General features: G+C 70.7%; 11 protein-coding genes and 1 pseudogene. 8 read left to right on the forward strand and 4 right to left on the reverse strand.

The window, feature by feature from the left end:
• Positions 1-268: 268 nt before the first annotated feature.
• Positions 269-388 (forward strand): annotated as a pseudogene (locus J7E97_RS00640) (arsenic resistance protein); the annotation flags it as partial.
• A 31-nt stretch (positions 389-419) separates the two neighbouring features.
• Here J7E97_RS00640 and J7E97_RS00645 read toward each other — a convergent pair.
• The 3 genes from J7E97_RS00645 to J7E97_RS00655 all read right to left on the reverse strand — a co-directional run bounded on the left by J7E97_RS00645 (position 420) and on the right by J7E97_RS00655 (position 4,448).
• The gene (locus J7E97_RS00645; protein WP_215021283.1) at positions 420-1,871 is read right to left on the reverse strand and encodes an RNB domain-containing ribonuclease; all 1,452 of its coding nucleotides are present in this window, start codon (positions 1,869-1,871) and stop codon (positions 420-422) included.
• A 255-nt stretch (positions 1,872-2,126) separates the two neighbouring features.
• A complete protein-coding gene (locus tag J7E97_RS00650; protein ID WP_215021284.1) occupies positions 2,127-2,894 on the reverse strand; it encodes a hypothetical protein in 768 nt (255 codons plus the stop codon).
• Between the two features lie 207 nt (positions 2,895-3,101).
• The gene (locus J7E97_RS00655; RefSeq protein WP_215021285.1) at positions 3,102-4,448 is read right to left on the reverse strand and encodes a pyridoxal-dependent decarboxylase; all 1,347 of its coding nucleotides are present in this window, start codon (positions 4,446-4,448) and stop codon (positions 3,102-3,104) included.
• Positions 4,449-4,722: 274 nt separating this feature from the next.
• Between J7E97_RS00655 and J7E97_RS00660 the strand changes: the two genes are divergently transcribed.
• The gene (locus J7E97_RS00660; protein WP_215021286.1) at positions 4,723-5,523 is read left to right on the forward strand and encodes an aspartate/glutamate racemase family protein; all 801 of its coding nucleotides are present in this window, start codon (positions 4,723-4,725) and stop codon (positions 5,521-5,523) included.
• 21 nt (positions 5,524-5,544) lie between these two features.
• On the forward strand, positions 5,545-7,227 hold the full coding sequence (locus tag J7E97_RS00665) for a CdaR family transcriptional regulator (protein WP_215021287.1): 1,683 nt from the start codon (positions 5,545-5,547) through the stop codon (positions 7,225-7,227).
• Between the two features lie 12 nt (positions 7,228-7,239).
• Here the strand turns inward: J7E97_RS00665 and J7E97_RS00670 are convergent, their stop codons facing one another.
• Positions 7,240-7,827: an isochorismatase family protein gene (locus tag J7E97_RS00670; protein WP_215021288.1), complete on the reverse strand. Its 588-nt coding sequence runs from the start codon at positions 7,825-7,827 to the stop codon at positions 7,240-7,242.
• 174 nt (positions 7,828-8,001) lie between these two features.
• Between J7E97_RS00670 and J7E97_RS00675 the strand changes: the two genes are divergently transcribed.
• From J7E97_RS00675 to J7E97_RS00695, 5 genes are all read left to right on the forward strand, one after another.
• Positions 8,002-9,330 (forward strand): serine hydrolase, encoded by a 1,329-nt coding sequence (locus tag J7E97_RS00675; protein WP_215021289.1) that lies wholly within the window; start codon positions 8,002-8,004, stop codon positions 9,328-9,330.
• A gap of 22 nt (positions 9,331-9,352) precedes the next feature.
• Entirely contained in the window at positions 9,353-10,303 is a 951-nt protein-coding gene (locus J7E97_RS00680) for a serine hydrolase (RefSeq protein ID WP_215021290.1), read from the forward strand.
• A gap of 8 nt (positions 10,304-10,311) precedes the next feature.
• Positions 10,312-11,226, forward strand: a complete 915-nt coding sequence (locus J7E97_RS00685) for a serine hydrolase (RefSeq protein WP_215021291.1) — start codon at positions 10,312-10,314, stop codon at positions 11,224-11,226.
• 223 nt (positions 11,227-11,449) lie between these two features.
• Complete coding sequence (locus J7E97_RS00690) at positions 11,450-13,027, forward strand: ABC transporter substrate-binding protein (protein ID WP_251053537.1); 1,578 nt, start codon at positions 11,450-11,452, stop codon at positions 13,025-13,027.
• On the forward strand, positions 13,024-14,052 hold the full coding sequence (locus tag J7E97_RS00695; RefSeq protein ID WP_215021293.1) for an ABC transporter permease: 1,029 nt from the start codon (positions 13,024-13,026) through the stop codon (positions 14,050-14,052). The genes J7E97_RS00690 and J7E97_RS00695 overlap by 4 nt, the downstream gene beginning before the upstream one ends.
• The last annotated feature ends 18 nt before the right edge of the window (positions 14,053-14,070 follow it).

A 14,070-nucleotide genomic window follows, 5' to 3' on the forward strand; every position in this document is an offset into this window, starting at 1 on the left:
ACAACCAAATACGCTCCCTAGTCGCGGTAGCGGGCCATGGTGGTCGGCTTCAGTACGAGGCCCTTCGCTCCCAGCCACGCGTCCAGGTAGGCGGCGACGGTCTGGTTCGGGTCCGCGTTGTATCCGCCGGCCTCGCCCTCAAGGAACCGGCCCAGTGCCTGCTCGGCGGTGTCCTGGCTGGTGAATCCACCCCTGCGGACCGTGGTGCGGCGGTGGTCCGGGGTGGGGACGTCGACGGCGAAGCTCCAGGTGCCGTGGCCGCCGTGACCCCTTCTACGCGGCGTTCCTGGTAGTCATGGCCTTCGCCGGACAGGTTGTCGCCCGCCTCTTCCGCCTGGATATCCGGGCCTCGCGGGCGGTCGTCTTCACCGGCGCGACCCGCAACTCCCGGCTCGGCGCATACCGCAGGTGAGGGGGCGCTACACCGCTCTGAAGAGGACCTTCTGCTTGCCGACAAAGAACGGGTCGGCGCGCTTGAGCTCGGCGCGGACGCTCGCGCCCAGCTTGAGGGGCGTGTCGGACGTGATCTTTCCCATTACGGCGGGCTCCGCCAGGTGCGCCGTGCCCTCCTTCGGACTGCCGGCTTCCTTTTCGGTGTTGATGATCGTGACGTCGAAGACCTCGCCCACGCGGTTCTTCAACACCGCGGCCTCCGCCAGGTCCACCGAGTCGCGGTCGGCCACCTTGCCCTTCCCCCGCTCCATGTCGCAGGGTAGGCAGTACAGGGCCTCCAGCACCCAGTCCGGCGGTGCCTTCCCGGCGCACGCGGCCACGCACAGTTCACCGGTGTACCGGTCGACCAGACGCCGGAGCGGAGCCGTGCAGTGCGCGTAGGGGGCCGCGATGGCCGCGTGTTTCTTGTCGTCCGGGATCTGGTGGTCGCGGAAGACGGTGTACTTGGCCTTGAGTAGCATCGCCGTGGCTTCGCTGAGGAAGGCCATGTGCTTGTGGTCGTTCGGATCGAGCTTGCGTACCAGCTGGGCGTACGTGAGGCCGGGCTGCCAGTCGATGCCCAGTGACGTGGCGATGTCGTGCACGCGCTGGACCACGTTCTGATCGGACGTCTCCTTCTGCGTCCGCAGGATGCCGGTACCGCTGTCCAGCATGATCTGGGCCGCCGCCATCCCGGTCATGAGGGAGATCTGCTCGTTCCAGCCCTCCACGGGCAGCGTGGCCACGTAGCTCAGCCGGAACGTTCCGTCGTTGAGGGTGACCTCCTGGTCCGGCAGGTTCACCGAGATCCCGCCGCGGTCGGCCTCGACGGCCTCCCGCAGCTTGCCGATCTCGCGCAGCAGCGCGATGGACTCCTGGGCCGTTCCGGCGTCGATGTCCTGCTGGACGCCCTGGTAGTTGAGCTTCGCCTGGCTGCAGACCTTTGCGCGGCCCACGGACGAGGCGGTGACCTTGCCGTAGGCGTCGAGGTCGTGCTGCCACAGCAGGGCCGGAACGACCTGGCCGGGCAGCAGGCTCGCCGGTCCCTCGGAGATGACCGGCGGGTACAGGGGGACCTTGAGGTCGGGGAAGTACAGCGTCTCGATCCGGTCGTGGGCCTCGGCGTCCAGCGGCCTGCCGGCCTCGACGAAAGCGGCCACGTCGGCGATGGCGTAGTGCACGCGGTAACCGCCGCCGGGCCGCCGCTCCAGGTGCATGGCCTGGTCGAGGTCCTTGGACGTCGGCGGGTCGATCGTGAACAGCGGCAGGTCGGTGCGGTCCTCGGCGGGCGGCTGCGCTTTGGCCACGGCCTCGTCGGCCGCCGCGAGCACGCGCTTGGGGAACTTCGTGGGGATCTTCAGTTCCGTCCGGAGTTCCTGCAGCGCGGAGAGCAGGGCGGCCTGGGCCTCGTCGGACATGTGCATCTGGCGGCGTCGCATGCCCCGAGCGTAGGTCTGGGGCCACAGGCGGGCACGGTGAGCGTGTCCGGCCGGGGGAGGCCCTGCAACCAGAGTGACGTCGGGGGAGGGGTAGTGCGGCCTCGGGCGACGGGCGGACGGCCGGAAGGTGACCGTCGCGTGAGGGCTGAGGCGTGTCCGCTAAGTGGGTTGGTCGCTCGCCCGCTCGTGGTGCGTCGTCATGAAGAGACCGATCAGGTATCGGCGGTGATCGAGCCGCTGCTGGCATGGGCTGGCTCACCCGCCAGCACGGACTGACCGTCGACGATTTGCTGGGCGCCGAGGTGGCCGGCCAATGGCACCCTGGTGCACGCGTCGGCGGAGGAGAACCCGGACCTGTTCTGGGCGCTGCGCGGCGGCGGTGGGAACTTCGGGGTGGTCACGGCCTTCGACTTCGGGCTGCACGCGGTCGGGCCCGAGGTGCACGTCGGTGTCTTCTTCTGGGACATGTCGGTGGGCCGCGAGGTGCTGGAGCTGATCCGCGAGGTGGTTCCGGCGCTGCCACCGAGGCACAATGTGCTGGTCGGCATCGGGCTGAACGCCCCGCCCGAGCCCTTCGTACCAGTCGAGCACCACGGTGAGCCCGGCCACGCACTGATCGAGCTTGAGGGGGCCGAAGGCCCGGACGCCGAAGGCCGGGACGAGGTCGTTGCGGACGTGGTCGCGGTGGCGGGCCATGGTGGTCGGCTTCAGTACGAGGGCCTTCGCTCCCAGCCACCCGTTCAGGTAGGCGGCGACGGTCTGGTTCGGGTCCGCGTTGTATCCGCCGGCCTCGCCTTCGAGGAACCGGCTCAGGGCCTGTTCGGCGCTGTCCTGGGTGGTGAATCCGCTCCGGCGGACCGTGGTGCGGCGATGGTCCGGGGTGGGGACATCGACGGCGAAGCTCCAGGTGCCGTGCTCGCTGTCGGTGACCAGGTGAGGGCAGCGTGCGCCGAGCTGACAGCGATGGCTGTCCCTGCAACCGCAGCGGCGGTAGATACGGCCGCGGCCGGCGCTGGTACGCATGGCGATCGCCTCCAGGGAACGGAGGGAAGTGGGTACCTCCAGCCTGCGACCACAGGCGACCAACGCGCCTCTCACCAGTGCCGTGGCCAGCCGGTTTCCCTTGATGCCGCGCCAAGGGAGGACCGCCCGCTCCGGCGGTGGTGCCTATCTGACTACAGGTGCGCTCTCACGGGATGTCGGCCGCATGAGTGCTTCTCGGTGCGGCCCTTACGCAATGGTTCCGATGATCTCCTCGACCATCTCCAGGGTGGTCTGCGGGTGCAGGAAGGCGAACCGGGCGACGGTCTCGCCCTCCCAGCCGGTCGGGGCGACGAAAGCGGTCTGGCCGGCGAGAAGGCGGGCGGACCAGTCCGCGTAGTCACCGGCGGTCCAGCCGGTGCGGCGGAACAGGACGGCGGAGAGTTCTGGTTCGCGGATGAGTTCGAGGTGCGGGGTGTTCCGGATGAGTGCGGCCGTTTCCCGGGCCAGCGTAAGGGCCTTCTCGATGGCCTCGCCGTAGGCGCGGGTGCCGTGGACGGCGAGGGAGAACCACAGAGGGAGCCCGCGGGCTCGGCGGCTGAGGTGGTGGGCGTAGTCGCTGGGGTTCCACTGGGTGGCGTCCTCGGTGTGCAGGGCGTCGAGGTAAGAGGCGTCCTGGGTGTGGGCCGCTCTGGCCAGACGGGGGTCGCGGTAGAGGAGGGCGGCGCAGTCGAGGGGGGCGAACAGCCACTTGTGCGGGTCGATGACGAGGGAGTCGGCGTGCTCTATGCCCCGGTAGCGATCCCGGACGCTCGGGGCGAGGAGGCCGGCGCCGCCGTACGCGCCGTCGACGTGGAACCACAGGTCGAAGTCCCTGGCCACGGCAGCCATACCGGCCAGGTCGTCGATGATGCCGGCGTTGGTCGTGCCGGCGGTGGCCGTCACGCCGATGACGTCGGAGGGATCCGGGTCGGCGAGAAGGGCGGCGCGTAGGGCGGGGCCGGTCAGGCGGTGGTCCGCTGTCGGTACGACGAAGGGCTCGGCGCCGATGATGCGCAGGGTGTTGCCGATGGAGGAGTGGGCCTGGTCGGATACGGCGAACCGGACGCGGTCGTAGGGGCCGATGCCACGGCGGTGCCGGGCTGTGTCGCGTGCAGTGACCAGTGCGGAGAGGTTCCCGGCGGAACCGCCCGAGACGAAGCACCCGCCGGCTTCGCCCGGCAGGCCGGCGAGGTCCGCGAGCAGGCGCAGGACCTGGTTCTCGGCGGTGATGGGGCCCGAGGCGAGGAGCCATGAGACTCCCTGGATCGACGAGCACGAGACGAGCATGTCGAAGAGAGCGGCGGCCTGCGTGGGAGCGGCGGGCACGAAGGACAGGAAGCGGGGGCTGTCGACAGCGATCGCGGTGGGTGCGAGTTGCTCGGCCCACAGCCGCAGAACCTCCGCCGGATCGTTGCCTTCCGGCCCGATCACCCCCGCCAGGGCCTTGTCGAGCTTGTCGGGGACACCGGGGTGGTTGAGCGTGGGTGCGTGCAGAAGGCGGTCGCGCAGTGCGGCGACGACAAGGTCGGTGAGGGCGGGGTCGTGCGTGTGCATGGTGGACCTTCGCGTTGTCGATCATCAGGCTGTGACGGGGCCGGTGGTCAGTGAAACCGGCGCCCGGGGCAAGGAGTTCGGTCCCCGTCACAGCTCTGGGGCCTCCGTTTCGTCCGCCTGACCGAAGCAGTCCGCGAGCGAGGCGTGGCGGTGTGTCCGCACCAATCTCTGCGGGGGCTTTTGGAGCGGGCGACCAACATCGCGGGCATCGTGCGGGACCACGATCACGGGAGGCCCCGCGGACGACGCGGGAAGAATCGGAAGGCTGCCCCCTATGCGTTACGTCACCCGCCCGGTCCTGGGCATCCTCGGGGGAATGGGGCCCCTCGCCACGGCCGACTTCTACCGTCGGCTCGTCGAGCGCACTCCGGCCGGCTCCGATCAGGCGCACCTGCCCGTCGTCATGTGGGCCGATCCCGCTGTTCCGGACCGGACCACGGCGCTGCTCGGAGAGGGGCCGTCTCCTGTCCCCGCCCTGGTGGAGGGCGCCCGTTGGCTGCAGCGCGCGGGAGTGAGCTGTATCGCCGTTCCGTGCAACACCGCGCACGCCTATGTCGAGCAGCTGTCCAAGGCAACGGGTGTCGAGGTCCTCGACATGATCAGGGCGGCGCTTGAGGCGGCGGCGCGCCGGACACCGGGGCTTGAGCGGGTGGGAGTCCTCGCGACCCGGGGAACGCGGCTGACCGGGCTGTACGAGCGGGCCGGTGCCCGGCTCGGACTCGACGTGGTCCAGGTACCCGACCCTGTACAGGAGGAGTATGTGGACGCCGCGATCCGGGCGGTGAAGGGTGGCGCCGACCCCGCCGGTCCCGAACGCTGGATCGCCATGGCGACCGAGAGGCTCAGGGAACAGGGCGCACAGGCGGTCGTCGCAGCCTGTACCGAGATACCGCTGATCAGCTCGTCGGCGTCCCGCGTGCTGCCGCTGGTCGACTCGACCGACGCCCTCGCCGAAGCCGCCGTTTCCCGCCTGTGGCGCCCGGTGTCCGCCTCCACCGCCGTTCGTACCGGCGAACGAACCGTCTGGCGTATCCTCGTCCGCAGGCACCACCGCGCAGGGCCGCGCGCGTCCTAACCTGCGGAGATGATCAGGCACATGTCGACGCGCCCCGCCCGGAGCCTCAGCCGGGTGCTCGAGGACTTCGGCCACACCCTCCTGGACCTGCTGTACGGCGACCCCGACGCGGCCGGGGAGATCGGCGGCGTCGGCATCCACGATCCGTACGACGAGCAGCACTACCCGGAGCACGCCATCGTGCTCGGCGTCGGTGTCCACGGCGCGGAGGAGATCGGTCGGCTGCTGCGGGACCTTGCCGCGCTCGGTGCCACCGCCCTCGTCGTCCGCGGGCCCGTCGACGACGCCGACGAGCTGGAGCCGGTCGTGAGCGAGACCGGTGTCGCGCTGCTCGCCCTGACCCGTGGGGCCTCCTGGGCCCAGCTGGCAGCCATGCTGCGCACCCAGCTCGCCGAGGGCGACGTGGGGGAGGGAGAGGAGCAAACCCTCGGCGGCCTGCCGTCCGGTGACCTCTTCGCCCTGGCCAACGCCATCGCCACGCTGCTCGACGCCCCCGTGACCATCGAGGACCGCCGTTCCCGCATCCTCGCGTTCTCCGGACGCCAGGATGAGGCGGACACCCCCCGAGTGGAGAGCATCCTGGCCCGCCAGGTGCCCGAGCGCTACCTGCGCCACCACGAGGAGCACGGTGTCTTCAAGGAGCTGTACCGCAGCCAGGGGCTGGTGCACGTCCCCGCGCCGACCCTGGGTGAGGAGGTGGCGCTGCCGCGGGTGGCGGTGGCGGTCCGCGCCGGCGACGAGTTCCTCGGATCCGTGTGGGCGGCGCTGCGCAAGCCCCTCACCGCGGAGCGCGAGAAGGCATTCCTGGAGGCGGCCAAGCTGGTCGCCCTGCACATGCTGCGCTTCCGGGCGGGCACCGACGCCGAGAACCGGCTGCGGGCCGACCTCGTCACCACCGCGCTCGAAGGCGGGGCCGGAGCGGTCGAGGCGCTCGGCCGGCTGGGGCTCGTCGACGAACCGACCCTGGTCATGGCCATGGGTCTCGCCCCCGAGCGCGGCGAGGACCACGCGCACGTCACGGCCGAGCGCCAGCGCCTGGCCTCCGCCCTGGCCGTCCACCTCACCGCCGTACAGCCCCGCGCCGCCGTGGCCCTGCTGGGCGATGTGGCGTACGCGCTCTTTCCCGTGCCGGGCGACAGCTCCCACGCGCGCGAGCGGGCCCTGCAGGTGGCCTCGAACTTCCTGGCCCGCACGGGCGAACGGGCCGGAGCCGTCATCGGGATCGGCTCGGTCGCCGAGGAGCCCGCCGCGCTGCCGCGCTCACGGGCCAACGCCGACCGGGCCCTGCGCGTGCTCTTCACCGGCCGGACCGGCAAGCGCGCCGCCTCGATCGCGGACGTGTACGTCGACGCCCTGCTGATCGAAATGCGGGACCTGGCCGTCGCCAACCGCGACGAGCTGTCGGGCCCGCTCGCCCGCCTCGTGGCGTACGACGCCAAGCACAACGCCCACCTGGTCGAGACCCTGCGGGCGTGGCTGGACGCCTTCGGTGACGTGATCGCTGCCTCCGCGAGCGTGTTCGTCCACCCGAACACCTTCCGCTACCGGATCCGCAGAGTGTCCGAGGTGGGGGAGATCGACCTCCAGGACCCGGCCGCGCGGTTCGCCGCGATGCTGCAGCTGCGCCTGCTGGGGACGGGGCGGGCGCAGAACGGCGGTGGGGCCGGGGCTCACGGCCCCGGCCCCACCGCCGGGCTCGACTGACGTTCGCCTTGCTCAGAGGCGGACGCCGGGCGGGACCCTCAGGTCCGCGTGGGTGTCGTGGAAGGCGTCCGCGGCCTGGATGGTGCGCACCCAGTCGTAGAACAGCTCCTTGGTGGAGAGCGTTTCGATGCCCCGGCCGGCCAGGCGGCGCAGGCCCCGGTCGTGGGCCGGGCCGGGGGAGTAGGCGGCGTCGTCCACGACCACCACGCGCTTGCCGGCGTGGTGCAGCTGGATCGCCGAGTGGGCCACGCAGATGTCGGTCTCGATCCCGACCAGGACCATGGTCGTCTTTCCGGTGGCCTCGATCGCCGCGGATATGTCGGGGTTGTCCCACGCGGCGAAGGCGTTCTTCGGCAGAGTGACCGCCTTGGCCGGCAGCACCGCGCGGATCTCCGGCACGGTGCGGCCACTGGCGTCGGGGTCCTCCTCGGTCGCCACGACCGGGATGTCCAGGCGATCGGCCACTGACGTGATCCAGGCGATGCGCCGCACCATGTCGTGGAACCGCTGCCGGTCCACGTCCAGCCGCTTGGGCGGGTAGAAATCGGTCTGCACATCGATGATCACCAGGGCGCAGTCGTGGCGGTCGATCAGCGGCATCGTCGTCTCGTCTCCTCGTACGTTCGGTGCACGCCAGCCTAGGAACGCGGGCCACCCCCGGTGTCGTCCGTGGGACCAAGCCGCAATCCGCGCGTTCGTATCCCCGTACGAACCACGCGGGTGTCCCCGTACGTACGCTTCCGGCCAAGTTCATCGAGCCAACGGAGGACGCGCGTGAAGGCCGACATCGAACACTGGGCCGGCCGTCTCGCGGCCCTGGCCGTCGACTCAGGCGTGCCGGGGGCGAGCCTGGCGTTCTGGTACGACGGCGAGGTGCATGAGTGCGCGACCGGCGTCCTCAACACCGGCACGGGGGCGCCCGTGCTGATCGACTCGCTGTTCCAGATCGGTTCGGTCACCAAGGTGTGGACCGCGACCCAACTGATGCTTCTGGCCGAACAGGGCCGTGTCACGCTGGACACCCCCGTTGCGGAGATCCTGCCGGAGTTCCGGGTGAGCGACCCCGGCGCCACACAGGCGATCACCCTGCGCCACCTGCTCACCCACACCTCGGGCATCGACGGCGACCTCTTCCTGGACACCGGACGCGGTGACGACTGCCTGCGGCGGTACGTCGAGGCGTGCGCCGGCCTGGAGCAGACCTTCCCCGTCGGGGACTCCCACTCGTATTGCAACTCGGGGTTCGTCATCGCCGGCCGGGTGATCGAAGAGGTCACCGGCTTGGTCTGGAACCAGGCGCTGCGCGAGCAGATCTGCGAGCCGCTGGGGCTGACCCACACCTGGACGCTCCCGGAGGACGTCCTGCGCTTCGGCGCCGCCATCGGCCACGACGAGGACGGTGCCGTCGTGCCGCAGTGGGGCCTGCCACGGTCGGTCGGTCCCGCGGGGCTGATCTGCGCGCGGGCCGCCGACGTGGTCGCCTTCGGCCGCGCCCACCTCACCCCGGGGATGCTCCTCGCCGACCCTGCCGCTCTGCGCGAGGCGCAGGTCGACCTGCCCAACCCGCACACCGGGGCACGGCAGTGGGGCATCGGCTGGGGCCTGGACGAGTGGGACGGCCATCAGGTCGTCTCCCATACCGGCGACACCATCGGCCAGCACGCCGTCCTGTGGGTTCTGCCCGAACTCGGGACCGTCATCGCAGCCCTGATCAACGGGGGCCGGAGCGTCGAGTTCCAGCACCGTCTCGCCACCGAGCTGATGCGTGAGCTGCACGCGATCGACGTACCCGCCCCCCTCACCCCGCCCGGGCAACCCGTCCACGTCGACGGCGCCCCCTTCACCGGCACCTACGAACGCGCCGGCAGCAGGATCCACGTGACGGCGGACGAGGGCGGCCGACTGAGCCTGCGCACCGAGCCGACCGGCATCCTCGTGGGCCTCGCCCGCTCCCGCACCCTCGACCTCGTCGCCGTCGACGAGACGACCTTCGTCGGCCGCGACGAGGGTGATTCCGTCTGGGACACCGTGGTGTTCGAGCAGCGCCCCGACGGCCCCTCGTACCTCCATTACAGCGGCCGCGCCACCCCGAAGACCAGCTGACCCCGCACGATTGGGAGCCCCCATGCCACCACCCTCCGAAGCTGGCGAAGCACCCGTCGACGAGGTGACCACCGCCCTTCGGGCGATCTTCGACGAGGCCGAAGTCGAAGGCTTCGTCCACGCCCGCGACATCGACGCTGACGGCGAGGGAGCCGCACGCGAGGTCGCCTTCCACGCCGACGCCCCCGTCGTCGTCGCATCCCTCCGCAAGATCGCCGTCGCGGTCGCCTACGCCCGCCAGGCCGCAACCGGAGCCCTCGACCGGGCCGCCCGGCACACCATCACCACCGCCAACCGCGAGGGCGGCGGCATCGGCACCGACAGCTGCCGGCACGACGTCAGCATGAGCACCCGCGACCTCGCCTTCTTCATGCTCTCCATGAGCGACAACGCGGCCACCGACAAGCTCATGGAGATCCTCGGCACCGACCGGGTGCGTGCCGTGGCCACCGAACTGGGCTGCCCCCGTCTGCCGGTCGGGCGTTACCGCGAGCTGTGGGACCCGGTTTGGGATGAACTCGGGCTCGACCTGGACGGCGACATCGACGCCCAGCTGGACCGGGTGAGCGAGGACCGGATCAGGGGCCTTGCCATGCTCGACCCCGCGCGGTCCGCGTCCAGCACGCCCCGGGAGATCACCTCACTGCTCACGGCGATCTGGCGCGACCAGGCGGGCCCTGCTGAAGCCTGTGCGGAAGTGCGTGAACTCTTGAGCCACCAGTTGTCCGTGCACCGCCTCATCGCCGGCTTCGACAACGAGGTCAAGGTCGCGGCCAAGAACGGCTCCCTGTGGGGCGTCCTCAACGAAGCCGCCGTCGTCGAGTACCCCGACGGGGGCCGCTACGCCGTCGCGGTCTTCCTGCGCACCCCCGCCCTCGGCGGCCGCAACCCGGCCGCCGACGCCGCGATCGGCCGCGCCGCGCGGACCGCCGTCGAACACCTGCGCCGCCCGCCGGCGGCCACCGCACCCTAGGAGACGCCATGACCACCGCCGCGCAGACGGATACCGCCGAACAGGCCCATACCGTGCTCGCCTACACCTTCGCCCAGGCCGGTGTCGAAGGTTTCGTCCACGCCAGGGACCTCGAGACGGGAGCGGAGTTCGACCACGGCGCCGACAGCCAGGTGGTGCTCGCCTCCGTCTTCAAGATCCCCATCGCCCTGGAGTACGCCCGCCAGGCGGCGGCCGGGGAGCTCGACCCGGCCCGGCGCCACACCGTCACCGCCGCCTACCGGGTAGGCGGCAGCGGTACTGATGGTTGTGCGTACGACGTCGAGATGAGCGCTCGCGACCTCGCTTTCATGATGATGACGATCAGCGACAACGCGGCGACCGACCTGCTCTTGGACATTGTCGGCCCCGACCGGGTCCGCTCGACGCTCGACGGCCTGGGTTTCCCGGGCTTCGGCTTCTCCTCCAGCGCCGCCTTGGACGACGACATCCGCCGGGAACTCGGACTCGCGCCGGACCGCTCCCTCGATGACCAGCTGGCCGGCATCCCCGACGAAAAGCTCCTCGCCCTGCGCGCCTGCGCCCCCGGCAGCAGCCCCTCGAGCACACCCCGCGAGGTGACCGCGCTCCTCGCCGCCATCTGGCGCGACGAAGCCGGCCCGGCATCCGCCTGCGCCGAGGTCCGGGACATCATGGGCCAACAGGTCTGGCAGCACCGCCTGGTCTCCGGATTCCCCGAAGCGGGCGTGCGGCTCGCCGGAAAGACCGGCACGGACTTCGCCGTGCGCAACGAAGCCGGCGTCGTCGAGTACCCCGATGGCCGGCGGTATGCCGTGGGCGTCTTCCTGCGCACCTCGACCGCTGTCACGCGGCAGCCCCTCGCGGACCGTGCCATCGGCCGCGCCGCCCGGGTGGCCGTCGACCATCTGCGCGCCGGAACGTAGACGAGCTCCCTGTGCGCCTCTGTCCACGCAAACACGAGCCCCGAGCCCCGGGCCGCGCCTCCAGCGGTCCGGGGCCCACGTGTCTTCCCAGCCGTCGCGCGGCTTGGGTTCCCACACCCAATCGGATCACCGACTTTCGTCGCCCCGGCTGAATCATTTCCGGCCACCAGCCGCGACTGTGGGGCAACTCTCCCGCCCCAAGGAGCACCCTATGAAGCCCCCGATGAACAGAGCCAAGGCGATGGCCGCCTGTCTCGCGGCGTCACTGCTGGCGGCCGGCTGCGGCAGCGGCCAGGCCGGCTCGGCCGGTGGTGACGCCTTCAGCTTCGCGATCAAGAGCGATCCCGGTCTGCTCGATCCGGCCCAGTTCCACAACAGCGCCACGTACACCGCGCTGTCGCTCGCCTACGACACGCTGGTGAACATCGACCCCGACGGCCGCGTCGTCTCGGGCCTCGCCCAGAAGTGGGAGGTCAATCCGTCGTCGGTCACCTTCACCCTGCGCCGCGGCGTCACCTGTGCGGACGGCAGCCCGGTGACACCGAGCACGATCGCCGCGAACGTCGACCACATCACCGATCCGGCCACCAAGTCGCCCGCCATCGGTGTCGTGGTTCCCGAGGGCATGACCGCGAAGGCCGATGACACGGCCGGCACGGTGACTCTTGCCACGCCCGAGCCGTTCGCGCTCATCCTGCAGAGCACCCGCTACCTGTTCATGGTCTGCGGCAAGGGATTGAAGGACCGCTCGCTGCTCAAGAGCGGCACCTCCGGATCGGGCCCCTTCCAGCTCACCCGGGCCCGGCCGAACCAGAGTTACACCTTCACCCGGCGCACGGACTACACCTGGGGACCCGGTGGAGCCACGGCATCCGACCCCGCCATGCCCGATTCGGTCGTCCTCAAGGTCGTCGGCAGCGAGTCAACCGCGGCGAACCTACTGCTCTCCCACCAGCTGAACGCCGCACAGTTCGCCGGCCCCGACCGTGCCCGAGTGACCAACGTCCCCGGCGTGACCACCACCGTCCAGGCCAACGGCACGCAAGAGTTCTTCTTCCACCAGGGCAACGGGCACCCCGGTCACGACCCGGCGGTCCGCAAGGCCCTCCTCCAAGCGGTCGACCTGCAAGCTCTCGGGGCGATCTCCACCGGTGGCACGGGACAACGCCCCACCGGCCTGGTGCTGCAACCGAACCCCTGCCCCGGTGACACGGTCACCGGCCACCTGCCCGCCTTCGACCCCATCGCGGCCGGCTCGGCACTCTACGCAGCCGGCTGGCGCCAAGGACCCGACGGCATCCGGGTCAAGGAAGGAAAGAGGCTCACGATCCGCATGATCTACGGGACCTTCGGGGGCGAGGGCATGGCCGCCGCAGCCGAGTACCTGGCCGACGCGTGGAAGAAGGTCGGCGTCGACGTGCGGCTGCGGGCCCTGTCGGATGTCGCCTACGACGAGGTGGAAGCGGTCACCCAGGACTGGGACGTGGACTGGGTATCGCTCGGCGTCACCCTGCCCACGCAGCTGATCGGTTCACTGTCCGGCCCCTTCACCCCCGATGGCGGCAACTTCGCCCACCTCACCAATGCCACGTACGAGGAACTCACCGCCGAGGCGAGCAAGCTCCCGGGAACGTCGGGCTGCGCTCTGTGGGAGCGGTCGGAAAGTGCGCTGTTCGACAGTGCCGATCTCGTCCCCGTCGTCGACAAGACCCTCACCACCGCCACCCACAACGCCACCTTCCGCATCACGGCGGGACTCTTCGACCCGACGTCGATCCGCATGACGGGAGGACGGAAGTGACCACCCCCTCCGATGTGCTCGTCCCGCACGAAGCGCCTGCCGCCGTGGGGCCGCGCCGCCCCCGTCGGCTCTCGCCAGGCTTTTTCGCCCGGCACCTGCTGCGCCTGGCCGGCTCCCTCGCCGTGCTCGTCGTGGCCTCGTTCGCGATGATCCACCTGATCCCCGGCGACCCGCTGCGCCGGATGCTCGGCCCCACCGCCCCGAAGGAACTCGTCGCGCAGCGCCGGGGCGAACTCGGTCTCGACGATCCGCTGTTCACCCAGTTCACGCACTACGTCCGCGACCTTGTCTCGGGCGACCTGGGAACCTCGTTCTTCTCCTCCCAGCCGGTGACCGACATCATCGGCCAGGGTCTGCCCAGCACCCTGGCCCTGGCGGTCCTGGCCACCCTCGTCGCCCTCGCCGTGGCCGTACCCCTTGGCTTGTGGGCCGCCGTCCGAACCCACAACGGACGCCGGCGAGGCACGGAAACCGCCTTCACCACGCTCACCGGTGTCGCGGTCGCCATCCCCGAGTACCTCTACGGTCTGGCGCTGCTGCTTGTCCTCTCCCTCGGGCTGGGCCTGCTTCCGCCGGCCGGTCTCACCGGGCCCGCCTCCTTCGTGCTGCCCGTCACGGCCCTCGCCATCGCCCCGGCGGCGATGATCGCCCGCCTGGCCCGCGTGGAGACCCTGCGCGAACTCGACACCGACTACATGCGCCTGGCCCACGCCAAGCGCCTGCCCCCCTGGCGGCTGTACGCGGTCCACCTGCTGCCCAACACCCTCACCGCGACCCTGACCATGGGCGGGCTGCTGCTCAGCGGGCTGATCACCGGCAGCGTCCTGGTCGAGAACGTCTTCGCCTGGCCGGGTCTCGGCCTGCGCACGGTCGAGGCCATCACCCAGAAGGACTACCCAGTGGCGCAGGCCGTGATCCTCGTCTACGGCGCCCTCGTCCTCGTCATCAACTTCCTCGTCGATGTCCTGCTGGGGATCCTCGACCCCAAGTCCGCACTGTCCGCCTCCGCTTCTAGGGAGGGCTGATGCGCAGCCGTCTTCTGA

The organism is Streptomyces sp. ISL-66 (assembly GCF_018614135.1).
In the GTDB taxonomy this organism is placed as follows: Bacteria; Actinomycetota; Actinomycetes; order Streptomycetales; family Streptomycetaceae; genus Streptomyces.

What these genes read in the sequence shown, in the direction of transcription:
- J7E97_RS00690 (WP_251053537.1), top strand. Translation starts at nt 11,450, where the DNA reads ATGAACAGAGCCAAGGCGATGGCCGCCTGTCTCGCGGCGTCACTGCTG.
- J7E97_RS00685 (WP_215021291.1), top strand. Translation starts at nt 10,312, where the DNA reads ATGACCACCGCCGCGCAGACGGATACCGCCGAACAGGCCCATACCGTG.
- J7E97_RS00655 (WP_215021285.1), bottom strand. Translation starts at nt 4,448, where the DNA reads ATGCACACGCACGACCCCGCCCTCACCGACCTTGTCGTCGCCGCACTG.
- J7E97_RS00665 (WP_215021287.1), top strand. Translation starts at nt 5,545, where the DNA reads ATGTCGACGCGCCCCGCCCGGAGCCTCAGCCGGGTGCTCGAGGACTTC.
- J7E97_RS00670 (WP_215021288.1), bottom strand. Translation starts at nt 7,827, where the DNA reads ATGCCGCTGATCGACCGCCACGACTGCGCCCTGGTGATCATCGATGTG.
- J7E97_RS00645 (WP_215021283.1), bottom strand. Translation starts at nt 1,871, where the DNA reads ATGCGACGCCGCCAGATGCACATGTCCGACGAGGCCCAGGCCGCCCTG.
- J7E97_RS00660 (WP_215021286.1), top strand. Translation starts at nt 4,723, where the DNA reads ATGCGTTACGTCACCCGCCCGGTCCTGGGCATCCTCGGGGGAATGGGG.
- J7E97_RS00650 (WP_215021284.1), bottom strand. Translation starts at nt 2,894, where the DNA reads ATGCGTACCAGCGCCGGCCGCGGCCGTATCTACCGCCGCTGCGGTTGC.
- J7E97_RS00680 (WP_215021290.1), top strand. Translation starts at nt 9,353, where the DNA reads ATGCCACCACCCTCCGAAGCTGGCGAAGCACCCGTCGACGAGGTGACC.